We start from the raw sequence: 23,654 nt of genomic DNA on the forward strand, positions 1-23,654 counted from the left end.
TTTACTCACTTAATTTCCAATTGATGATGTATCAAAAAAATGTCTTAGTTCGAGTGCTGTGAATGGATTTTTTATTGTTTGTGAGAAATCCGGGTCTAACCGCCCTTTTCCTTACAACAAATTACAATTACTGTTATTCACCTTTCTCCTGAAGGAGCGATCGCCAATCTTCAATCGCCTTTTCTGTCCACAGCCAATTTTTAGCTAATTTATCAACCTGGAAATTTACTGAATCAGAGTTGAGAACCGTTTGCCGCAACTTGATTGCTTCATTCAGATACTGTGTCTGCTTCCCACTAGATTGACTAAGTGCAGATTTATACAGTCCGAGAGCTAAACCAGCATAAGAAGTTAAAGCATCTTCAGGAACTGCCGTCTTTGAATCTGTATTTTGTTCTTTGAGAGCTAAATTCAAAGCCTTGAACCAAGAGTCATTGGCTCGATTTAGATTGCCTTCTGCGTAGTAGGCAAATCCTAAAGCGTTATTATATAAAAGCGATTCTGGTTTAGCTTTGGCAGCAGTTTCCCAGTAACGACGGGCATCATCGACGCTATAGTTATTGTCTCCAGTCCCGATAGACTGCCAAGCTAATCGTCCCTTATAAAAGTTGACAGATGGATCGTCAACTTGCTTATTTGGAACAAGTTTAAGGGCAGTTTCCGCCGCAGCTAGTGCATTACGATTGAGTAATTCTTCTACAGCTAACAACCCACCTTGCAAATCTCCCTGGCTCAATTTTTGCGTAGCGCTAGTGGTGACAATTCCAGTGCTTGCTGTTTCTAAATCGATATTTTGCTGTTTTTGGATAGGTAAAGAATCGGTGGGAATTGCTGGGATGTTTGGCAGAGTTGCCAGTTGAGATCGATTTTGCCACCACCAATTTAAAGCGATCGCAGCTACTAAGGCACTGATTCCCACAATACCCACAATTGGCCACAATTTGCGGCGTTGGGTACGATGTCTTGGTGCAGCTGGTTGCGATGCCTGGGTTGGGCTATGCCTACGCGAAAACTCAGAATTTTGCTGACTTTCTTGCAATTTACCAGTAATTGCAGGGGGCGGTGATGGAGCTTCTCCCCATAAATCTCCTTCATCTTCTAGAGAAGTCATCTCTTCTGAAATTTGGCTTTGCTGAAAATTATTTTCTGGAATTTGTTGATCCGGTTCAGTTGCAGCTTTTTGGTTATCTAGCTGACGAAATAAATCCGAAACGATCGCAGAATCTTCTTCATAACTTGGGTCATCATACTCAATTTCATCAACGAGATCGCCCCAAGTATCCTCACCCAGCCAGTCTAACCCAGAAGAGTCACGCGCCAAACCAGCAGGAATCATTTCTTCCATTCCTAAAGGCATATCGCTATCATCTGCGTTGGCGTAGCCCGTCGTAGACATCGCCGAGTACATCGTGGAAGTTATTCCTAAAGGTGAATTATACTGATCCCGCAAGTCTGGACTTTCGGATATCTCAATTTCTTCACTGAGAAAACCGTCAGATTCTGGCTGGAGATATAAAATCGGTAATGCCCAGTACATCTGGTGAGAACCATAAGCAGAAATTAATCCTTGGCGTACCCGACTAACGCACAAATCTACTGGATATCCCTGACTCAAGTTGCGGTAAAACAATTGTGTGAGTGTCAATGCCACTTCATCAGGAATACGTTCTGACATAGCCAAAACGCTTCTAATTCCGCGCTTCACGAGACTTTCTGCCAGATTACGTTCACCCGTATCTCCAGAAGGATCGGATGCAGCTGTGTACGCCCCCAAGCAGGAATTAAACACTGCCATTTGAATATTATTGTTGACGAGCAGACCTGCTAGATCGTCTCCACTCAAGATTTCTGTTAAGCCAGTTCTGCGACTGACAAGATAAATTTCTCCGCCATTGCCGCCTAAGTTACTATGACCAGAGTAGTGAAGAACTTGGTATCTGCCTTGTTCTAGGGCTTGCGTCAGTTCTTCCCGTCCTGGTTGGTCTAAGACAGTGAGTTCAATTTCTGGGAAACGATTGTTACCTTCAGTAAGTCGTGATGTTTGACGGTGAAGTTCTGCTTGCAGTTTAATCGCTTCCTGTTTCTGTAAGTCAAGACGGGCTTGATCTGAGGGAGAAGCAATTACCATCAATACTTTCACACTACCTTGTTCTCGTGTTGTGATATTGCGCGATCGCAAAGGAGAACCCCCCAAAATGCCACTTTGGAAGCGCGAAAAAGCCACATAAGGCCCAGTAGCCAGAGGGCGATCGCCTGCGTGCATCACTTCCCAAGGTAGACGAGCTAACCTAGTGTCCTTTAGCCCCAAGCGTAAGCGTAGTACTTGTTGGTGATTCTGGGCAATACCTTGAGCAGTAATCCAACTATCTCTGAGAGTGCCTTGAAACAAGGCGTTATAAAATTGTTGACCCAACGCCACCAAGTTAACAGAGTTTCTGGCGATATTGCTTTCGTGCCCACCAGAGGTAAATGGATCTCCCTGCAATACCGACTTCAACGGGTCATTCATCAAATGCCCAGCAGCTATTAACCAATCAGCTACAGGCCAAGTCACCAATTCTTCTGCCAATGGTACCCCAGGCGCGACTTGTTCCGTCCGCACCAAGTAGTCATTTTGCCCTACTGGGGTTACGGAAATGTGAAATTCCTGGGTCACAACTTCTCCTGTCCGCCTCCTAAATCTGGTTTGAAACACGAAAGTTTCAAGTCGATTTGCTCCCTCTGATAACTTAGATGTATCCCACCCCTGAATGTTTCTGATTCGGTGTTGTTTTGCTTTTTTTGCCTTTACAACTTTATCCGGATCGGATTACTTGGATCTAGAACACTTAATTGGTAGATGCACCTTGATCTTCAACTCCCCTAGTTGGCTAACACCTACTAGGGGTTTTTTTCAATTTTGGCAAACAATAGCAACTTTTAACGCAGATATTCTTTACCAAAAAATAGTGCTTAATCCTAGAATACTTGATTACTAGATAGATGTCCCTTGATTTTTAACTCCCCTAATTCAGTTAATATCTACTAGAGTTTCGTTGACACGCCTTTCTAATCAATTTATCCGGAGCAGGCTGGTTAAACCTAGAACACTTAATTGGTAGATGCACCCTGATAACTAGCTCCCCTGGTTGGCTAACACCCACTGGGGGTTTTTTTATGAAGGAAATTAAGCAGCAATCATTTCTGACGCATCAAATTTTTAAGGCAATGCACTGGTTTATTTAATTGGTAGATGCACCCTGATAACTAGCTCTCCTAGTTCGCTAACACCCATTGAGGATTTTCTCTGGTGAGCGTCAATTTATCCGGTAGATTGCTTTTTAAGAATCTCTTTTAATCCTCATATAGGCTAGCACCTCCTGAATTCGCGCCAGTAGCCCTATGAGTATCATTTACAGATAAAACGAGATTCTGAAAGATTTTAGCCTCACTTGAAACCAATACTCTGATAACTAACTCCTCTGGTTGGTTAACAACTTTGAGGTTTTTTTCTGGTGAGCAAACAACAATAACTTCAACCTCTGGTATTTTATCCGGTAGCTACCCATTTACTTTAGAAAAGATGATCAATAGATGCACCCTGATAACTCACTCCCCTGGTTGGCTAACACCCACTGGGGGTTTTTTTCTCGTTGCGTAGGCATAGCCCTTCCTAGACATGTCCTTCAACCCTGATTTTTGCCATTTTCCTCGGAAGACACTCACTGCACCTAGAAAACATTAATGGTAGATGCACCCTGATAACTAACTCCCCTAGTAGACTAACATCATCTGGGGGTTTTTTGTTTGAAAAAATAATTAGCCTTTGTCCAAATTATCCGGAGTATGGTGTTTAACCTGAGAACACTTAATTGGTAGATGCACCCTGATAACTAACTCCCCTGATTGGCTAACGCTCATCGGGGGTTTTTTATTTTAAAAAATAATTAGCCTTTGTCCAAATTTATCCGGAGTATGGTGTTAAACCTAAGAACACTTAATTGGTAGATGCACCCTGATAACTAACTCCCCTGATTGGCCAACGCTCATCGGGGGTTTTTTATTTTAAAAAATAACTAGCCTTTATCCAAATTTATCCGGAATATGGTGTTAAACCTAAGAACATTTAATTGGTAGATGCACCCTGATAACTAACTCCCCTGATTGGCTAACGCTCATCGGGGTTTTTTGTGTAGACACATAGCGGCTTGTCTTAGACATCGCCTTAGCATTTTCTACTGATGTAACTATAATGCCCCACTACTCTTGTTGTTCCTGCTCCTAGGATAGAGCATAACCTGCTCACTCAATTCCTGAATCCCTTTTCTTTTTATTGTGAGCTAGAGATGCCACATCAAAATGATTGCTATGATATTTAATCATATTCTTAATTTTTTTTCTATATTTTGGCGTTTAATTATTTGTCTGCCAGCAATCACTGCTTTCACTTCCCAAAAAACATAGAAGCAAGGACGCAGGAAAAGATACTGGATAAGGGCTTCAGCTTTAAGTTGACACCAATAACCAGCTATATGGTAATATTTCATGGCATTATGCTAAAAAACTTTGCTTAGAATCAAAGAGTCGCCAACCCATGAGTTTAGCTGTAATTAAGTTCTCTTCAGAAGAGTGCGGCATCTGCCATAAAATGTCTTTTTACGACAAAAAGGTGGCTGAAGAACTGGGTTTAGAATTTATTGATGTGAAAATGCAGGATACGACTGCTTACCGCAAGTATCGCAAGATTTTATTAACTCAGTATCCCGATAAATCAGAAATGGGATGGCCTACTTACATCCTCTGCAATTCTCCAGAAGGGGAATTTCAGATTGTGGGTGAAGTAAAAGGAGGTCATCCCAAAGGTGAATTTAGAAGCCGTCTGCAAGAGGTTCTGGATTCTACAGGTAATCAAAACTAAATTACTTCAAAAGATTTGACCTCTAGGACAGGGCCAATCATGGCAATAGTCATGATATCTTCACGCACCTGTCCTTTTACTTTTGCTTGTTGTCCAGCTTTGAGTAAGCTTTTGTCAGCCCCTTTAAGGATTTCGTAAGTAACGCCCTCTTCTGTAACCAACGCCCATGCGCCTGTGCCTATATCACGGCGTTCGATTGTACCTGTAAGTGTAATGCTCATAAACAGTGCTGAGTTGTGAGTGCTGAGTGCTGAGTTGTGAGTGTTGAGTTGTGAGTTTTAAGTGGGGGAGTAGGGAATTAGGAGTTAGGAGTCATGGTTAGGAGTTATAAAAATTGATTCCCCATTCCCCATTCCCCATTTATGCGATTTTTTCTTCGTTTTTCAATGCTAAACGAGCCAGTCCATAGCAGATTAGGGCATTAGCGATGAGGAAGAGGCGTGATATGTTGCCACTTCCCAAACCCCAAACAGCTGGATCTAAAAACGCACTTACTGTCAAGCAGGCTGCTATACCTAATGTTGAACCAATGGCAAACCATTTCCAACTAGGATTTCCCAGCAGCAATGCCATTAACAAAATCGGAATCAGTACGCTGGCAAATAGGGGATTCAACGCATCAGTTCCCTGGAGGGTATTACCTAGTTCGGGAATTGAACTGCCCAAAACCCGGAAGGGCCATTGGGGAAGATCAAAAATATAGATTCCCTTGAGGAAGAATAACCCGGAACTGCCAGCGATTAGTCCACTAGATAAAGACCAACTCCAAGTGAAGGGGAAGTAAACCCGTAAAAACCAAGCCAGTAGATAAGAGCCAACTACCATTAAAATCTTGGGTAATAGTGCCACTGCACCACCATCAATCCAAAAGCCAGGGTTAAAATAGCCGTTATCGCGTAACCACCGAAAGAAATCTGGAAAACTGATTTGTCCTCCAAAAGCTAGTCTGACTGCTGCTTCTGCATTGAGTTGTCCAGCGCCATAGTAGTTCAAACCATCATCTTGGATAACTCGCGCCGACTGCTTGAGGACTTTTAAAACTTCATCTGGTTCTTTGATGCCAGCAGCTTTAATTAATGCTGCAACACCTGCAACGTGGGGAGAAGCCATACTTGTACCCTGAAAGCCAAGAAATACCCCTTCGCCATTTTCATCGATAGTTTCTTGGAGAATCTTACCAGCTTCACTACCACCAGGAGCCGAGATATCTACCCCAGCACCAAAGTTAGAATAAGGCGCTCTTTCGCCATCTGGGCCAATTGCCGAAACGCCGATTACATAAGGATATCGGGCTGGATAGCTTGCACCATTGGTATTTTCATTCCCAGCTGCGGCAATGATAACTACACCTTTTCTATGGGCATACTCGATCGCTTCTTTCATCAACTTGCTTTCACCGCCACCACCCAAGCTCATATTAATCACATCTGCGCCTTTATCAGCCGCAAATTTAATCGCTTCGGCAATATCGGCAACTGTACCGCCGCCATAAGAACTGAGTACCTTAAGTGGCATCAGACTAGCTTCATAAGCAATTCCAGCTACGCCATATTTGTTATTTGTGGCTTGAGCAATAGTTCCGGCAACATGGGTACCGTGGCCGTTATCGTCTTTGGCTTCTTCTCTATCGTTAACAAAATCATAGCCTTTGACAAATTTTGTCTCATATAAGTCGCGCACCTTAGTAATCCCGGTGTCAATTACCGCAACTGTAATGCCACTGCCTTTGGTTTGACTCCATGCGCCTTCAATACCGATTTTGTGCAAGTTCCACTGCTTGCTGTAATATTGATCATTGGGGCCAGTTAATGATGGGTTTGTCTCATCATCACTTTCTTGAGGTCTCAAAAATTCTCCTAACCAAGCTTTTTCACCTGGTTGGGGAATCTTTGTATAAATGTAATTTGGCTCAATGAATTCTGTAGCTTGGGCAAACTGAGATTTTTTCAGTTCTTGGAGTCGCTGGCGATCGCCTTTGACAATATACACATGATCTTTTTCGGAAAACTTGTTGTCTAATTGGGGTGTAACGTTGTATTGTTTGGCGATCGCTTGGAGATTCTGTTGCACCACATCTGATGAAATATCTTCCCGAAAATCAAGCAAAATCGTCTCAAACTCTCCTTTAACTGCCATTCCCTGGAAATTCAGGAAACCAAATATGGCAGCTCCCAGCCCAATGACAAACAAGCACAATAATATAAGCTTTCTCATATTAACTCATCACCGCTTTTTGCCAGTTTGCTCACTACCATAACTTATCTCCATCCTTTGTTGGTGGATTTTGCACTTTTAGTTACAAGTTAGTTACAAGTCTCACTTCATTACTCAGGACTTTTTGAAACGATGGAACGTGGTCTTTTGTGGTTGCCGCTATTAGTAATGTTTTTCTGGTTGGCTTGGCAAGGCTCGAAAGAGTATCAAAAAGTTGAAGCCTATCGCGCTTGGGCAGAACAATTTGAACGGGCTAAGTACGATATTTATGCTGTATTAGGTCAAAAAGACAATAATCTCACTTGGGGAAAACCCACACCTCAAGGGCCTATTAAACTAGAAACATTCTCTTTGCTTGATATTAAGCAAATTAACTTTCTAGTAGATGATAAATCAGTAGATGTGGATAATATACCGCAGAAAGGTCGTTCTATAGACCTAGAATTTCTCTTTTCCGAATCTAATAAATCGGTACGTGTTCCGTTTACCGAAATCCCTTTGGCGGCGGAATGGGGAAAGTTTTTGCAAGGGCGATTACAAGACTTGCAAACAGAACCAAAGAAGTAGTTCTATTGAAGCTATAAGTTCTCGATTATACTACTGTTTCTGTACAGAAAATTAGATTTGGTAAACTAGATAGCCTGCAATTCGGAAATACTCACAAAGGTGATTTTTGAATTATTAATTCTTACTCTAAAGTATCCAATAAAAAATATGCTTCTGGGTAGATGAAAAGTAAGTCAAGGGGTAGCATAAAATACTAAGACATAGATGATTAAACCGTAGGGAATACGGAATTTTACTACGCTAGATAGATGCGGTTAGAGAACACTAAATGTTAAAGGTTAACCGCTTGCGGCTGCAAGATATATTCAAAATTCCGAGAAATTCACTTGTGGCAAAAGCCGCAAGTGTAATACCCATCTTGGTTGGCAGCTTGGTGGTAATTGGCTGGTGGCTTGGAATTGAAGTTCTCAAGCGTGGCTTCCCTGGTAGTCCCGCCACGATGAAAGTCAATACAGCGTTGTGTTTTGTGCTGTCTGGTTTATCATTGTGGCTGTTTTTAAAGGCAGGAAATAAGGGGAAAAGAACAATTCAAAACTACCCTGACTCTTCGACCTTTCGACTTCTCTACTTCCCGACTCTGGTAATTTCCAGGGTCTGTGCAATAGCTGCCACCACAATTGCTGCACTTACACTGTGTGAATATCTGTTCGCCTGGAATCTGGGTATTGATGAGATGCTGTTCTTGGATTCGCCAACTAGTATGACAACATTGTATCCGGGGCGAATGGGGGTAAACACAGCATTTAACTTTATTCTAGTCAGCGTTGCCCTACAAATTCTGATTAATCCAAAAAACCACCGTAGTTATTGGTTTGCTCAGATTATCGCTCTGATCGCTACTTTAATTTCCTTTCAGGCGCTCATGGGCTATGCCTACAAAGTGGAAGTTCTTTACGGACTTGCCCCTTATACAACATCGATGGCTTTACATACTGCGGTGTTGTTCATTTTCCTAAGTATAGGTATTCTGTGGGCGCGGGCAGAACAGGGGTTAATGAGGGTAGTTACAAGTGATACTTATGGTGGCTTACTGGCACGTCGTTTGTTGGTTGCCGCGATCGCAGTACCTTTTATATTAGGGTGGGTAATTGTTGAAGGTCAACGTGCAGGACAATACGATCCGGCTTTTGCGGTATCGGTGTTTGCGATCGTCCTGATTGTGATTTTTACTATTTTGATTTGGCAAAGTGCCAGGGTTATTGAACGCCTTAGCCATCAACGCGATCTTGCTCAGAAAGCACTGAGAACCTACCAGGATAAACTAGGAAGTTTCGTAGATTCTAACGTTATTGGTATTCTGTTTGGCGATGTGTATGGCGGTATCCAGGAAGCAAACGACGAATTTCTCAGGATGATTGGTTACACGCAGGAGGATTTGTCAGAGGGTAGATTAAGTTGGAGCAATATCACACCACCAGAGTATCTATACTTGGATCTGCAAGGTGTCGCCGAAGCACAAGGAAACACTAACGCTACTTGTACGCCCTACGAAAAAGAATATATTCGCAAGGATGGTAGCCGCATCCCAGTTTTAGTTGGTTACGTGTTGTTAGGAGAAAAACGGGAAGAGTCAGTAGCATTTATCCTCGACTTGAGCGAACGTAAGCTTGCACAAGCAGAGCAACAAAAATTAGTATCGCTGGTAGAAAATAGCTCTGACTTTATCAGCATCGCCAGCCTTGAAGGTCAATTACTCTATATAAATGATGCAGGTCAAAAACTGGTAGGACTTGCTAGCCTTGAAGAAGTGAGGCAAAAAGTAGTATTAGATTACTTCATGCCCAAAGACAAAACCTATTTTCAAAAATATATACTGCCGACTGTACTATCAGAAGGGCGCTGGCAGGGAGAATTCTGCTTTCGGCATCTCCAAACAGGTCAACCAATACCAGTTGATTACAATATCTTCACTGTTACAGACAACAACACAGGTCAGCCAATTGCCTTAGCAACCGTGACTCGCAATATCAGCGAACAAAAACAGGCTAAAGAAAAAATCTTACAACTAAACAAGGATCTACAGCGCCGCATTACTGAGTTACAAACTTTGTTGGAGGTAATTCCCATTGGAATTGGCATTGCCGAAGATCCACTATGCCAAAATATCAAGGTAAACCCTGCTTTTGCCAAGCAGTTGGGGATATCATCAAATACAAATGCCTCTCTCAACGCTTCTAGTAACGAAAAACCGATAAATTTTAAAATCTACCGTGAAGGAAGGGAACTCTCAGCAGAGGAACTCCCCATGCAATACTCTGCAACTCATGGTGTTGAAGTTCTGGGTTATGAACTCGATGTTGTTCATGAAAATGGAAAAATCATCAATCTGCTAGAGTCTGTTGCACCCCTGTTTGATGAGGAGGGAAAAACCAGAGGAAGCGTTGGTGCATTTTTAGATATTACGGAGCGCAAACAGGCAGCAGAAATCCTTCTAAATCAGCAAAAATGGCTGGAGGATGTATTAAATCTGATGCCAAGACCCTTGCTGTTTATTGAACCAGGAACGGCACGGGTCACTTTTGCAAATCGCTCTGCTAATGAATTAGCTGGGGGCGAATTTCCTAAAGGTGTACCAGCAGAAGATTATCACACAGTTTACCACTATACAGATGCGGCAGGCGATCGCATTCCCAATGAACAAATGCCAGGAGTGCGGGTTGCCCTTGGCGAACGTCTCAATGGATTAGAAGTAGATTGGCACACTCCCTCTGGTGTGCGTTCTCTACTGATATTTGCTGATACCTTGCCAGCAATGCACGGTCATCCGGCTACCTGTATCTTGGTGTTCCAAGAGATTAGCAACCTCAAACAGGCAGAAAAAGCACTCTCGTTAGGTTACAAAAGACTAAAGTTACTATTTGACACAGCCAACGATTTACTCTCAAGCCAAGAACCAGTACTACTAATCGATAGCGTCTACCGAAAACTTAGAGAGCAAATTGGAATAGAAGTTTATTTGAACTATTTGGTTGAGGATAACTCTCAAGTAATGCGGTTAGGGTCTTACAGTGGTATTCCCCAAGAACTGGCAAAGGAAATCGAGTCGCTGGGATTTGGTGAAGCGGTTTGCGGTACTGTAGCCCAAAACCGTTGTGCAATAGCTTTAGAAAATGTGCAGCAATCAAGTGACCCAAAAACAGAATTGATTCGTTCTTTAGGTATTACTGCTTATTATAGTTATCCGTTGATTGCCCAAGGGCTGTTGTTGGGTACTCTTTCTTTTGGCAGCCGGACTCGGTTAAGCTTTACCGAAAATCAAAAGGGGATGATGCAAGCAGTATGCGACCAAATAGCGATCGCAATGGAACGTGCTAGTTTAATTGCTTCTTTGCAAAAGCAAACTGAGCAGTTGCAAGAGGCGAACCGGATGAAAGATGAATTTCTGGGGATATTGTCTCACGAATTGCGATCGCCCCTCAATGCAATTTTGGGCTGGGCACAACTCCTGCAACGAAGCAAGCTGAGTGAAAGCCAAATAGCTAAAGCTACGGAGACAATTGAGCGCAATGCTAAGGCGCAAACCCAGCTAATTGAAGACTTACTAGATATATCGCGGATGATTAGAGGCAAGTTACGCCTCAATGTCCGTACTTGTAATTTGGTTCCAATGATTGAGTCGAGCCTAGAGACTGTTAGCCTAGCCGCCCAATCCAAGGAAATCGATTTAAGATTTTCCATAATTCCCTCAAAAGAAACGCGAAATGCGCCACCGGGGATACTCCCCGTGGTAACAATCGCGCCAGATTCAGATTTGGGATTAGAAATCAATCACGAAAATCTAGAATCAAGAGAAGCACAATCCCAAAGCAATCAACACTCAGAGGACAGCACGCTTGGCGAAAATTCCCAATTCATAGTTTCCGGTGATTTCGAGCGTTTGCAACAAATAATCTGGAATTTGCTATCTAATGCCATCAAATTTACACCCACAGGTGGACGGATAGAGGTGCAATTGTCAGTGGTAGCTGGTGAAGAAAAACAACACATAACAGAGAAATATGCCCAAATTCAGGTGATTGACACAGGTATTGGTATTAGCCCTGATTTTCTCCCTTACGTCTTTGATCGCTTTCGTCAAGCTGATAGTTCTAACACTAGAACTTATGGTGGATTAGGACTAGGATTAGCGATCGTGCGTCATTTAGTAGAACTACATGGCGGTACTATTCACGTAGATAGTCCAGGTAAACAGCAAGGATCAACGTTTACAGTCAAGCTACCACTTTTGAAAAGTCATCTATTCACAGTCTCACAGCCTCTGCCTCTCCCCTCTTCACCTCTTCACTTCGTCTCGCTCCTTGGTGTGCGAGTAGTGGTTGTAGATGACCAAACCGATAGTCGTGAATTTATCACTACAGTTCTCGAACAGTGCCAAGCCGAAGTTAAAGCAGTGGCATCAGTTCAAGAAGCATTGCAGGTAATTACAGAATGGAAACCAGATGTTTTAGTTAGTGACATTGGTATGCCCAATGAGGATGGTTACTCTTTGATCCGTAAACTGCGATCGCGATCGCCAGAACAAGGGGGAAATATTCCCGCAGCAGCATTGACAGCTTATGCTAGGGCAGAGGATCGGATGCGAGCTATACAAGAAGGTTATCAGCTACATTTACCCAAACCTATTGAAGCGGCTGAGTTGGCGACAGTAGTCGCTAGCCTTGTTGGACGAACTTAAACAGAATTGGGCATTGGGAAAAATTCTTGCTAACTCCTGCATACCCTTTTTTGCAATTAGGGCTTATACCATTTGTTTGTGAGGCTGTGCCAAACCCTTTTAACTTCTTTCTTTGTGTCCTATTCTGCGGGAAGCCACTTCATGTCTATGCGTCCTTTGCGGTAGCCTGCGGCAAGCCGCTCCGCGTCTACTTTTGTCTTTCTTTTACTTATTTAGTACATTGGGAAAATATCTAACTATGGAAAAATAAACCAAAACAGAAAGAGCGGCTGTGCAATTCAGCGAAGATTATTTTTACTCATACTTATAATACTCAGAAAGCGAAACAAGAAGGATACATATAAATAATAAAGCGCCCTCCCGAAGTGGGAGAGCGCTTTATTATTTAGCTAATTGAGTTAATGGTTGAGAATTAACCGTTGATAGCAGGAGCGCTAAGAGCAACAGGAGCAGATTCAGCAGATGCCAAATCTAGAGGGAAGTTGTGAGCGTTACGCTCGTGCATTACTTCCATACCCAGGTTAGCGCGGTTGATTACATCCGCCCAAGTTGCAATCACACGACCTTCAGAGTCAATGATTGATTGGTTGAAGTTGAAACCGTTCAAGTTGAACGCCATTGTGCTTACACCCAAGGCGGTGAACCAGATGCCGATTACAGGCCATGCTGCGAGGAAGAAGTGCAGTGAACGGCTGTTGTTGAAGGAAGCGTATTGGAAGATTAGACGACCGAAGTAGCCGTGAGCTGCAACGATGTTGTAGGTTTCTTCTTCTTGACCGAATTTGTAACCGTAGTTTTGTGACTCGGTTTCGGTTGTTTCACGAACCAAGGAAGAAGTTACAAGTGAACCGTGCATTGCAGAGAACAAGCTTCCGCCGAATACACCAGCTACACCTAGTTGGTGGAAGGGGTGCATCAAGATGTTGTGTTCTGCTTGGAACACGATCATGAAGTTGAATGTTCCTGAGATTCCTAAAGGCATACCGTCAGAGAAGGAACCTTGTCCGATGGGGTATACCAAGAATACTGCGGTTGCTGCTGCAACAGGTGCAGAATATGCGATCGCAATCCAAGGACGCATACCTAAGCGGTAGGATAGTTCCCATTCACGACCTAAGTAGCAGAATACGCCAATCAGGAAGTGGAAAATTACCAATTGGTAAGGACCACCGTTGTACAACCACTCATCAAGAGATGCTGCTTCCCAAATTGGGTAGAAGTGCAAGCCGATAGCGTTTGAGGAAGGTACTACTGCACCAGAGATGATGTTGTTTCCGTAGATTAAGGAACCTGCTACTGGTTCGCGGATACCATCGATGTCTACTGGAGGAGCGGCGATGAAGGCGATTACGAAGCAAGCGGTAGCTGCTAGCAAGGTGGGGATCATGACTACGCCGAACCAACCGATGTAGATGCGGTTGTTGGTGCTGGTGATCCACTCACAGAATCGATCCCATACGTTAGCGCTTGAGCGCTGTTGTAAGGTTGTTGTCATTGTTTTATAAGTGCGGTTAGTGATTTATAAATCAGGCTCGTTTGTCTTTGCCTGTGAATACACTTTACAATGCTTTACAATTTTTAATCAAGTTTTATTACTTCAGTAAACCTGATATAACCTATCAGGTTTACTTATTCAAAACCAAGTAACTAAATATATTATTGTGTAGAAATTCTGATTCTATTAGCTATTTATCTGGGAATAATAGCTTTGTAGATTACCGCTATTCCAAAAAAAATTAACCCTCGGCTTACCACTGGGGGCTTTTTTCGTTTGGCAAAATGGCATATCTATAAATTAGGCTGTTGCTATGGTATTTGAGTAGGATACATTCCATGCGAAAAAGTACTGACTTGCATTACCCCTGGCTAACTACCAGGGGTTTTTATTGGAACTTCACTTTAATAATTGTGGAACTCTAAAAAAAATTTTCGCTTCCTGAAATCTTCCTCGCAATATTTTCCACATACGCTTGTATCTTGCCGCGTTTGTATTGCTTTTATCCTCGCATTGGTCAAAATCCCGATTATGTCACATAATCCGCACAACCCTTGCAGTTGTGTACTTACTTGATATAAGCCTGCTCACAACCACAGCAATTAAGGGAAACTTATCAATAAAAAAACCGGGATTCCACCTGAGAATGCGGCTTCTATCCTGCATGGATTTGTTTTACTTATACTTTGAGTGGAATCTTGAGTGATCCTTAGCAGATTATAATTTCAGTAGTAAACCTGTTACAAAGTTTAGGAAGGGCGATGGCGTAACCGCCCGTATCAAGAGCGATCGCAAATGGGTGATGATTAAATTGGTTTCTGACAAGTTTTATTTAGTTGAGAAAACCAAGAATCCCTGACTACTGCTAGCAGATTGTCTCCTCAGCACTACCCTTTCATTAATAGGTATAGCATTGATTTTAAATGCTAGATTGCTATTATTATAATTAAGCACCCAATTATTCAAATTTCCTTGAAAAGCAGAATATGATGGTATGCCAAAAGCTTGATCTGTAGTTTCCCAAAAGATATTTTTTAGAACATAGGTATTATTCAGATGAATACCTAACCAATATTTTGTATTACCCTTTAATTTAACTGGGGTAGGAAAAGTGAAACTAAATTGATTTTCTGTAAATGTCTGTAGAACTTTTTTACCAGTATCTTTCACACTTACATTGAAAACATTTGCCTGGTATAAAGGAACCGAACTAGGTTTACCATTTACGTCAGAAAAGATGTAGTATTTAAGAGTACCATCCCATCCGCTTAAATTGTTTTGGTCTGTCATCCAAAAACTAGCTGTTTGTAAGGTAACATTTTGGGGAAATGAAAAATCATCTGCCATTATTTCAAAAGTTGTATCATAGCCATTTCCATTAACTGGTGTTGGCGGAGCATTAAAAATCAGCAACGGTTGGAATTGTAATTGTGCCGCACTTGGGATACTTGTACTTAACAATAAAATTCCTGAGTAAAACAATGATTGTAATCTTAGCTTCGGCATGATTTTAACTCCTGAAAGCCAAAAAAATTATGGGTAAAAATTAAATGAATAAAATGTGAAACAATTCTGACATTTATCCTGGCTCAACTCAATTCCTACTTACTATGTTTTATAAGCTAAAGCTTTTCCAAAAACCTAGAGTAGTTTAGCTGAATTAATTTAAAATTTAGATAAAGTTAATTACTATTTTTAAGTATTACGAGCATAAATGATTTAGTAATTTATACTTAATGATTGGGTTTTTTGCTTTACCCCCAATCGCAGTAGACTTTTAGTAAAAAGATACTTGTTACTAAATTTAGCAAGTGCGATGGCGTACCCGCCCGCCGTAGGCGATCACAAAGAGCAATCGCCAAAAATCTGATTAAAGATAGCGCTTTTAAGTAGTATATCAAACCTTTATAACTTAGTAGAACTTTAATTACCACAGTGACAATTATGTCTGCACCTAGAGATTCTACTGGGATATTGCTCTATTCTTAATAACCGTAAGATTGACAACTTGGTATGAGTAGTAGTTATAGAATTCCCTGCTTTTCCGAATTAATTAGGGATAGCGATTTTTATTTAACTAGGGAAGTGTCAATATAGGCTTATGTCAGAGTGAAAAATTAAGTGCAATAAATTAACGATGATAGAAGCTAAAAATGTAATTGGTGGAAACCTAGAAGCCTGCTGCACTTCTCCCATGACTGGGTTTTACCGCGATGGTTTTTGTCGCACAGGTGGTCAGGATTTCGGATCGCACGTCGTATGCGCCGAAGTGACTTTAGAATTTCTGGAATTCACTAAATCGCAAGGTAATGATTTAAGCACACCTGTTCCTGATTTTAATTTTCCTGGATTGAAGTCAGGCGATCGCTGGTGTTTGTGTGCTTCTCGCTGGCAAGAAGCTCTCGAAGCAGGTGTTGCTCCACCCGTCATCCTCTCTGCAACCCATGCTAGAGCTTTGGAAATGGTTTCTCTGGATGAATTGAAAAAATATGCTGTAACTTCTTCTTGATTGGGGATTGCGAATTGGGAATTGGAGATTGGGAATTGATTAGTTATTGTTTCTCCCCCTGCTCCCTTGCCTCTTTTGACACTCCAAACTCTTGTACAGACGCGATTAATCGCGTCTCTCCTAACTAACTGAAACTTCCACTGGCAATTTTAATACACTGGCAACCATAGCAATCAATTTAGTGGGGTCTATTGGCTTAGATAAATGCTGCTGAAACCCTGCTGAAAGCGCTTTTAAACGGTCTTCTTCTCGCGTGTAGGCTGTCAAAGCGATCGCTGGGATACATCCACCTTTTTCTGGTTCTAAAGAGCGCAGTTTCCGAATCAGGGTATAACCATCTTGCTCTGACATACCAATGTCGCTAATCAGGATATCTGTTTTTGCTTGTTCAAGTATTGCTAAGGCTTCATCAACTGATGCTACTGCCGTGGCAAAAGCTCCATACTCCTCAAACATAAAACTGAGAAAGTTACGGGTATCTGCTTCATCATCTACAACTAAAACCCTTAATCCAGCAAGGGGTGTCGATAACACAGAAGAGGAAATTTCCCCTATGGTTTCTCTATTTCCCCTATTTCCCCTATTGTCTTGTAGTAGTGGTAGTCTCACAGTAAAGGTTGCTCCCTGTCCACTACCTGGACTTTGGGCAAATATTGTACCTTTATGCAGTTCTACTAAATGACGGACGATCGCTAACCCTAGTCCTAGTCCATTGTGCGATCGCGTTGTGGTGCTGTCTGCTTGACGGAAACGCTCAAATACTTTCGGTAAAAACTCGGAACTGATGCCAATGCCCGTATCGAGAACTTGAATTTGGGCATATTTGTGAGTTTTTTGTTGTTCTTCCCCACAGACTACTGACAGATGCACTTCTACCCTGCCACCTTTAGGGGTAAACTTAATGGCATTAGTTAGGAGATTCCAGACTATTTGTTGTAACCGCGCTGGATCGCCATAAACTGAACCTACTGAAGTATCTAAGACAGTGTTTAATTGAATCTCTTTTGGTTCTGCTAGGGGACGCACTGCTTCTAAAGCTGCCTCCATGACTGAGATGAGATTCACCGCAGAGACGTTTAATCGCAACTGTCCACGGATAATCCGAGATACATCTAAGATATCCTCAATTAGTTGCATCTGAGATATAGCATTGCGTTCAATGGCCTCTAGGGCGCGGGAAGTGGCTTTGTCGTCAAGTTTCTTAGAACGGAGAATTTTTGACCAACCCAGCATTGAGGTGAGGGGTGTACGAAGTTCATGGGAGAGAACGGCAAGAAACTCATCTTTCATTCGATTTGCGGCTTCTGCTTCTTGCCTTGCGGTCTGTTCTCTAATTACTTGAGCGCGGACTTCTTCTGCTTGCTTGCGTTCAGTAATATCTTCGAGAGTACCTACATATCCGAGCAATTCCCCTTGACCAGAAAGCATTGGTGATGAGCGAACCTGAACCCAACGCATGATGCCTTGAGCAGTTTGAAAGCGAAACTCTTCAGAGTAGTCACGACCCTCATAAATATAGGCAGACCAACTAGCAACTGCTCGTTCTCTATCTTCTGGATGAACAGATTCTAGCCAGCTTTTTTCTAAACTCTCTGCCGCTTTCAAACCACAAATTATTTGATAGCGAGGATTAGTATATCTACATCTTCCTTCAGTATCAATTTCAAAAATGCCAACAGGTGAACAGGTACTTAGCGATCGCAATCGTTCTTCACTTTGCCTAAGTTCCGCATTCATAGCTACCAGTTGTGCAGCTTGTTGCTTGACAGCTTCTGTTTTCTTAAATAGTTCTACGAATACTGTGACTTTCGAAGTCAAAATATTGGGGTCTAATGGTTTGAGTAAATAATCAACTGCACCCAAGGCATAGCCTTTAAACAGCATTTGGTCGCTGGTACTAAAGGCGGTAAGAAAGATAATTGGGGTATGACGCGATCGCCCCCGATTGCGAATCAAGGTAGCAGTTTCAAAGCCATCCATTCCTGGCATTTGCACATCTAGCAAAATCACTGCAAAGTCTTGATGTAGCAGACACCTCAAAGCTTCTTCTCCAGAAGTAGCTCTCACCAAATTCTCTCCCAGTTTTTCCAGGATTGCTTCTAGTGCTAGCAAATTTTCTAGTTTATCATCCACTAGGAGGATGTTTACTTTGGGTTCCATCTGCATGGGTTTATTTCCGTGATGAGTGACAAAGCTTGACCATTTGGGAAGCTATGTTTGAGAGTGTCAAAATCCAGTCTACTGTAACAGCAGAAATTGCTGCTTCTGGCATAATATCGCTCTGGGCTGTAGTAGGTTCCTGTACGATAGTTATTCCTCCCCGCGCTTTTATTTTTTTCAGACCTTGCATACCATCTTGATTTGCTCCTGTCAATATTACACCAATAACTTGCTCAGTGTAGACATCGGCTGCTGACTCAAACAACACATCAATAGATGGTCTGGCATAAGAAACTGGCTCATCAGTCGAAAGAGCAAAGTGACCTAGTTCAACCAGTAAGTGATAATCTGCTGGAGCTAGATAGATATGTCCTGGCAAGATTTCGTCTTTGTCTTCCACTTCTCGAATCGGCAGTGAAGTAGAGTCTTGCAATAATTCCTGGAGTGTGCTGTTAGATTCCTTATGACGGTGTTGCACTATCGCGATCGGCACTATGAAGTCTGCTGGTAACTTCCCTAAAATAATTTTTAATGCTGACAATCCGCCTAAAGAAGTACCAATCACCACAATTTTAAACGACACTTGTTTCGTCCTCACACTTGTAGAAGAATGTGGGTTTCAATCTTAGTGTGACTTTATGGTTCATAAAATCCTTTCAGCTTTGTCCCGTAACACCACAGATACTAACTTACCTTGATTCGTATTTATACCAACTAATCAAAAATATATATTTTTGTCATTAACATTACAATTAGATATTTTATCATTGTGAAATACTTGACAGAAAAAATATTATATTTAGGCTTTTTGAAAATTTCATCAATGCCAGAATCGCTACATTATAGAAATACTTTTTTGCTAAACAACTAACTTTTAAAAATTTAATTATTATTGTTTTGACAATTCATAAAAATTTACTTAAGCTAAAGGATAGGTTAAGCAAATCAACAAACAGCAGCAATTTAGTTTAGCTCCATCAAGAATTGCTGTTGCAGACTATTGACACGAGGAAATTAATCACAATCAAAATTATTCCCTGTCGGCAAGCTCACTAGATTTAGCTGCAAAAAGCTAAGACATGATTAAGCGTATTGCACCGCGCACATATTGAACATATTCCGGTCAATTATCGATGGATACTTGTGGTGATATTAGTAAGTATCTATCAATCATGGAAGTTTGATCACAGTGCGGTAGATATGTCCAGGAGAAGACAATGCTTGAGTATTTTACATCTTTGAACGACCACAATTTGCCCTATCCAGATACGATTCATCCCATCGTTGTCCACTTCGTAATTGCGATGGTATTGTTTTCCTTTTTCTGTGACGTAGTTGGCTATTTTACTGGTAAATCCAGTCTTTTTGAGGTGAGTTGGTGGAATATGTTAGTTGCCACGATCGCCATCTTCGTGGCGATTATTTTTGGTCAGTTTGAAGCGGGTTTAGCACAGCCTTACAGCCTAGCTAAATCGGTACTAAATTTGCATACGCTGGTTGGTTGGTCGCTTTCGGGAATCATCACGGCAATTACAGCTTGGCGCTATGTAATTCGTGCCCGCAATCCGCAAAAAGTATCAATTTATTATTTGGGAGCCGCACTAGTTTTAACTTTAATAGTTGGCTTGCAAGTATATCTCGGAGATCAACTTGTTTGGGTGTATGGATTGCATACAGTGCCAGTTGTGGAAGCAGTAAAGGATGGTCTGTTGCGATGAACTCAGAATTAATTGATCAATTGAGCGGCTCTTTAGGCGCAAACGGATTACCTTACACAATTCCCATTCATCCCAACTTAGTCCATCTGACAATCGGTTTGTTCATCATTGGAATGACCTTTGATATTGTCGGTGTTCTGTTCCCCTTTGAAAAATGGGTCTTCAAATTTTTAGCAATTACTGTGGAACGTCAGAACTTATTTGATGTTGGCTGGTACAACATGCTAGCTGCCAGCATCATCACATTTTTCACAGTGGCAGCAGGCTTTTATGAAATGCTGTTGGCAACACCAGCAGCTGATATGAAAAGTGCCTGGGGATTGCAGGCAATGGAAACTATGCTTTGGCATGGTGTAGGTGGTGTCTTCTTATTAGCGCTGATTGTTGTCTTGACCATCTGGAGAGGATGGCAGCGCTTCGTTTGGTCCAAACAAGAATACAAGCAGACAGATAGAGAAGTGCAATGGATCTATCTGTTGGCAGGCATAGCAATCATGTTCATTCTGTACGTCCACGGGACACTAGGAGCGCAAATGGCTGCCGAGTTTGGCGTACACAATACAGCAGATAATTTGCTGCGATCGCACCAAGACCTCAACACAATACTCAAATAGTCATTTGTCAATTGTCCTTTGTGATTTGTTTAAAGTTACTAACCAATGACTAATGACTAATGACCAATGACTAATGACTAATGACCAATGACTAATGACTAATGACCATGAAAATCCAGAAGATTTTAAATATTTTGACGCTGCTTACAGGCGCGATCGCAGTGACTATTACGAGTCTCTGGATCGGTCAGCAGGCTTACTCCTGGCTTCCCCCCCAAGCAGCAGCCGAATCCCTACTAATTGATGATTTGATTAGCTTCTTAGTAACCCTCGGTTCCTTCATCTTCTTGGGAGTAACAAGTACTTTAATGTATTCTGTGATCTTCCATCGGGCAGTCAAAGATGACTTCACCGACGGCCCCCCAATTGAAGGAAATATCACTTTAGAAGTTGTCTGGACAGCAATTCCCATTCTGTTAGTGTTGTGGATTGCGGGTTACAGCTATCAAGTTTACGAACAAATGGGGATTCAAGGCCCATCGGAAATAGTTCACCTGCATAATCCATTGGGAATGGAATCGGCTTATGCAGAACCAAAAGATGCCCCAGCTAACGCTTTAGCGGAACCTGTAGAAAAAATCGACGTACTAGCTAAACAGTGGGCGTGGGTTTTTCATTATCCCGAAAGAGATATTACCAGTACCGAATTGCATTTACCTAGCGATCGCCGGATACGTTTAGCACTGCGATCGCAAGATGTTCTCCACGGCTTCTATATCCCTGCATTTCGCCTCAAGCAGGATATTATACCCAACCACGCGATCGACTTTGAATTTACTCCTATCCGCCTTGGTAAGTACCGATTGACCGATTCTCAATATAGCGGTACATACTTTGCGACGATGCAGGCAAATGTGGTTGTCGAATCTCCTGAAGATTATCAGCAGTGGCTAGCACAAGCTGCAACCCAAAAGCCATCCGTTGCAAAAAATCAGGCAGCTTCTGAGTATGCCCAAACATCCAATCAATCAGTCCAAACTGGTTGGGTTACAGTTCCACCTGCTGCACCTCCTCTAGTCAATTCACCTGGTTGAAAGGAAAGTAACCATGACTAATGTTCCTATTGAAGGTATTCTTCTCCCTGATGAGAAGCATAACCACGAATCTCCAACTAATTGGAAAGAATACTTCAGCTTTAGTACCGACCACAAGGTAATTGGTATTCAGTATCTTGTTACCTCCTTCTTCTTCTTTCTCGTCGGCGGTATCTTTGCAATGGTGATTCGGGGAGAACTGATGACACCCGAATCAGATTTAGTCGATCGCACCGTTTACAACGGTATGTTCACCATGCACGGCACTGTGATGCTGTTTTTGTGGACATTTCCCTCACTGGTTGGTTTTGCTAACTATTTAGTACCCCTGATGATTGGGGCGCGAGATATGGCATTCCCCCGTCTCAACGCCGTCGCCTTTTGGATGGTGCCAGTAGTCGGAATAATCATGATGGGTAGCTTTTTTGTCCCTGGTGGCCCAGCCCAAGCCGGTTGGTGGTCTTACCCGCCAGTCAGCCTCCAGAATCCCACAGGTAACTTGATTAATGGTCAAGTTCTCTGGCTCTTAGCGGTGGCAATATCCGGCGTATCCTCAATTATGGGGGCAGTAAACTTTGTCACCACAATCGTGAAGATGCGGGCCCCAGGAATGGGCTTCTTCAAAATGCCCTTGTTTGTCTGGGCAGTATTTAGCGCCCAGATTATCCAACTATTCGGACTACCTGCATTAACAGCAGGGGCAGTGATGCTGCTACTCGACCTCACAGCAGGAACTGCCTTTTTCGACCCCGCCAAGGGTGGTAATCCAGTAATGTTTGAGCATTACTTCTGGTTCTACTCTCACCCCGCCGTTTACGTGATTATTTTGCCCATCTTCGGGATTTTCTCAGAAATCTTCCCAGTTTATTCACGTAAACCCTTATTTGGCTACAAAGTAGTTGCCGTTTCATCGATCTTGATTGCCGTAGTCAGTGGCATTGTTTGGGTACATCACATGTATGTCAGTGGTACACCTGGCTGGATGCGGTTGATTTTCATGCTGACGACGATGTTTGTATCTGTCCCTACAGGAATTAAAGTATTTGCTTGGGTAGCAACTATTTGGGGCGGTAAACTGCGGCTAAATACCCCCATGCTGTTTGCCTTGGGTGCATTAATCATGTTTGTCTTCGCCGGCATCACAGGCATCATGCTTTCCTCAGTGCCCGTTGATGTCCACGTTAACAATACATATTTTGTGGTGGGACACTTCCACTACGTCCTCTACGGCACCGTGACGATGGGCTTGTATGCTGCCATCTACCACTGGTTCCCCAAAATGACTGGGCGGATGTACTCCGAAAGCTGGGGTAAAATCCACTTCTGGTTAGCCTTCATCGGCACCAACCTCAACTTTTTGCCCATGCACCCATTAGGATTGCAAGGGATGTTACGCCGAGTTGCTTCCTATGCCCCAGAGTATCAATTCTGGAATATCATCGCTAGCCTGGGCGGATTTCTCTTAGGAATGTCCACCTTGCCCTTCATATTCAACATGGTGATTTCTTGGATGCAAGGAGAGAAAGCACCCGCTAACCCTTGGAGAGCAATCGGACTAGAGTGGTTAGTTTCTTCACCCCCCCCAGTAGAAAACTTTGAAGAAACTCCCATCATCATCTCCGAACCCTACGGCTACGGCAAATCAGAACGCTTAACAGCCAACCTCCCAGAATAAACGCAAACTATCGGGAAGACGCAAAAACCCTCCGCGTCCCTCTGCGCTTCCCTCTGCGTACCTTTGTGTTTCAAATTCCCCTCAAACTAACAGCAA

General features: G+C 42.5%; 15 protein-coding genes. 8 read left to right on the forward strand and 7 right to left on the reverse strand.

The annotated features are described in order from the left end of the window. Window positions 1-133: 133 nt before the first annotated feature. Window positions 134-2,656, reverse strand: coding sequence for a cell division protein HetF (hetF, locus tag V7K69_RS27475; protein WP_335040335.1), 2,523 nt, complete (start codon window positions 2,654-2,656; stop codon window positions 134-136). Window positions 2,657-4,573: 1,917 nt separating this feature from the next. Between hetF and V7K69_RS27480 the strand changes: the two genes are divergently transcribed. Further along, window positions 4,574-4,897 (forward strand): thioredoxin family protein, encoded by a 324-nt coding sequence (locus tag V7K69_RS27480; protein ID WP_335040338.1) that lies wholly within the window; start codon window positions 4,574-4,576, stop codon window positions 4,895-4,897. Here V7K69_RS27480 and V7K69_RS27485 read toward each other — a convergent pair. Continuing rightward, the gene (locus tag V7K69_RS27485; RefSeq protein ID WP_335040340.1) at window positions 4,894-5,118 is read right to left on the reverse strand and encodes a hypothetical protein; all 225 of its coding nucleotides are present in this window, start codon (window positions 5,116-5,118) and stop codon (window positions 4,894-4,896) included. The genes V7K69_RS27480 and V7K69_RS27485 overlap by 4 nt on opposite strands. Window positions 5,119-5,257: 139 nt before the next feature. Then, the gene (locus tag V7K69_RS27490) at window positions 5,258-7,111 is read right to left on the reverse strand and encodes a S8 family peptidase (protein ID WP_335040342.1); all 1,854 of its coding nucleotides are present in this window, start codon (window positions 7,109-7,111) and stop codon (window positions 5,258-5,260) included. 132 nt (window positions 7,112-7,243) lie between these two features. Here V7K69_RS27490 and V7K69_RS27495 point away from each other — a divergent pair, with 132 nt between their 5' ends. After that, on the forward strand, window positions 7,244-7,678 hold the full coding sequence (locus V7K69_RS27495; protein WP_335040344.1) for a hypothetical protein: 435 nt from the start codon (window positions 7,244-7,246) through the stop codon (window positions 7,676-7,678). 268 nt (window positions 7,679-7,946) lie between these two features. Then, the gene (locus V7K69_RS27500) at window positions 7,947-12,353 is read left to right on the forward strand and encodes a PAS domain S-box protein (RefSeq protein WP_335040346.1); all 4,407 of its coding nucleotides are present in this window, start codon (window positions 7,947-7,949) and stop codon (window positions 12,351-12,353) included. 412 nt (window positions 12,354-12,765) lie between these two features. On the opposite strand, the gene psbA is transcribed toward V7K69_RS27500, so the two are convergent. After that, window positions 12,766-13,848, reverse strand: coding sequence for a photosystem II q(b) protein (psbA, locus tag V7K69_RS27505; RefSeq protein ID WP_159402515.1), 1,083 nt, complete (start codon window positions 13,846-13,848; stop codon window positions 12,766-12,768). Window positions 13,849-14,676: 828 nt separating this feature from the next. Further along, a complete protein-coding gene (locus tag V7K69_RS27510; RefSeq protein ID WP_335040348.1) occupies window positions 14,677-15,354 on the reverse strand; it encodes a hypothetical protein in 678 nt (225 codons plus the stop codon). 631 nt (window positions 15,355-15,985) lie between these two features. Here V7K69_RS27510 and V7K69_RS27515 point away from each other — a divergent pair. Next, on the forward strand, window positions 15,986-16,357 hold the full coding sequence (locus V7K69_RS27515; protein WP_335040351.1) for a DUF2237 family protein: 372 nt from the start codon (window positions 15,986-15,988) through the stop codon (window positions 16,355-16,357). Between the two features lie 120 nt (window positions 16,358-16,477). Here the strand turns inward: V7K69_RS27515 and V7K69_RS27520 are convergent, their stop codons facing one another. Together V7K69_RS27520 and V7K69_RS27525 are read right to left on the reverse strand one after the other, a co-directional pair. Next, a complete protein-coding gene (locus V7K69_RS27520) occupies window positions 16,478-18,523 on the reverse strand; it encodes a hybrid sensor histidine kinase/response regulator (RefSeq protein ID WP_335040353.1) in 2,046 nt (681 codons plus the stop codon). 4 nt (window positions 18,524-18,527) lie between these two features. After that, window positions 18,528-19,100: a chemotaxis protein CheB gene (locus V7K69_RS27525; RefSeq protein WP_335040355.1), complete on the reverse strand. Its 573-nt coding sequence runs from the start codon at window positions 19,098-19,100 to the stop codon at window positions 18,528-18,530. Window positions 19,101-19,734: 634 nt separating this feature from the next. Here V7K69_RS27525 and V7K69_RS27530 point away from each other — a divergent pair. From V7K69_RS27530 to ctaD, 4 genes are all read left to right on the forward strand, one after another. After that, a complete protein-coding gene (locus V7K69_RS27530) occupies window positions 19,735-20,235 on the forward strand; it encodes a DUF2231 domain-containing protein (protein ID WP_335040357.1) in 501 nt (166 codons plus the stop codon). Beyond that, window positions 20,232-20,849 carry a DUF2231 domain-containing protein gene (locus V7K69_RS27535; protein WP_335040359.1) on the forward strand — a complete coding sequence of 206 codons (618 nt, stop codon included), beginning with the start codon at window positions 20,232-20,234 and terminating at the stop codon, window positions 20,847-20,849. The genes V7K69_RS27530 and V7K69_RS27535 overlap by 4 nt, the downstream gene beginning before the upstream one ends. A 107-nt stretch (window positions 20,850-20,956) precedes the next feature. Next, complete coding sequence (locus V7K69_RS27540; protein ID WP_335040477.1) at window positions 20,957-21,883, forward strand: cytochrome c oxidase subunit II; 927 nt, start codon at window positions 20,957-20,959, stop codon at window positions 21,881-21,883. A 13-nt stretch (window positions 21,884-21,896) separates the two neighbouring features. Then, window positions 21,897-23,558, forward strand: a complete 1,662-nt coding sequence (ctaD, locus tag V7K69_RS27545; protein ID WP_335040361.1) for a cytochrome c oxidase subunit I — start codon at window positions 21,897-21,899, stop codon at window positions 23,556-23,558. Window positions 23,559-23,654 lie beyond the last annotated feature (96 nt).

Source organism: Nostoc sp. (assembly GCF_036917775.1).
In the GTDB taxonomy this organism is placed as follows: Bacteria; Cyanobacteriota; Cyanobacteriia; order Cyanobacteriales; family Nostocaceae; genus Nostoc.

Bases quoted from the DNA above. Each gene is read 5' to 3' on its own strand.
- V7K69_RS27520 (WP_335040353.1), bottom strand. From the start codon at position 18,523: ATGCAGATGGAACCCAAAGTAAACATCCTCCTAGTGGATGATAAACTA.
- V7K69_RS27485 (WP_335040340.1), bottom strand. From the start codon at position 5,118: ATGAGCATTACACTTACAGGTACAATCGAACGCCGTGATATAGGCACA.
- V7K69_RS27515 (WP_335040351.1), top strand. From the start codon at position 15,986: ATGATAGAAGCTAAAAATGTAATTGGTGGAAACCTAGAAGCCTGCTGC.
- V7K69_RS27530 (WP_335040357.1), top strand. From the start codon at position 19,735: ATGCTTGAGTATTTTACATCTTTGAACGACCACAATTTGCCCTATCCA.
- V7K69_RS27510 (WP_335040348.1), bottom strand. From the start codon at position 15,354: ATGCCGAAGCTAAGATTACAATCATTGTTTTACTCAGGAATTTTATTG.
- V7K69_RS27490 (WP_335040342.1), bottom strand. From the start codon at position 7,111: ATGAGAAAGCTTATATTATTGTGCTTGTTTGTCATTGGGCTGGGAGCT.
- psbA (WP_159402515.1), bottom strand. From the start codon at position 13,848: ATGACAACAACCTTACAACAGCGCTCAAGCGCTAACGTATGGGATCGA.
- V7K69_RS27535 (WP_335040359.1), top strand. From the start codon at position 20,232: ATGAACTCAGAATTAATTGATCAATTGAGCGGCTCTTTAGGCGCAAAC.
- V7K69_RS27540 (WP_335040477.1), top strand. From the start codon at position 20,957: ATGAAAATCCAGAAGATTTTAAATATTTTGACGCTGCTTACAGGCGCG.
- V7K69_RS27480 (WP_335040338.1), top strand. From the start codon at position 4,574: ATGAGTTTAGCTGTAATTAAGTTCTCTTCAGAAGAGTGCGGCATCTGC.
- V7K69_RS27500 (WP_335040346.1), top strand. From the start codon at position 7,947: ATGTTAAAGGTTAACCGCTTGCGGCTGCAAGATATATTCAAAATTCCG.
- V7K69_RS27495 (WP_335040344.1), top strand. From the start codon at position 7,244: ATGGAACGTGGTCTTTTGTGGTTGCCGCTATTAGTAATGTTTTTCTGG.
- ctaD (WP_335040361.1), top strand. From the start codon at position 21,897: ATGACTAATGTTCCTATTGAAGGTATTCTTCTCCCTGATGAGAAGCAT.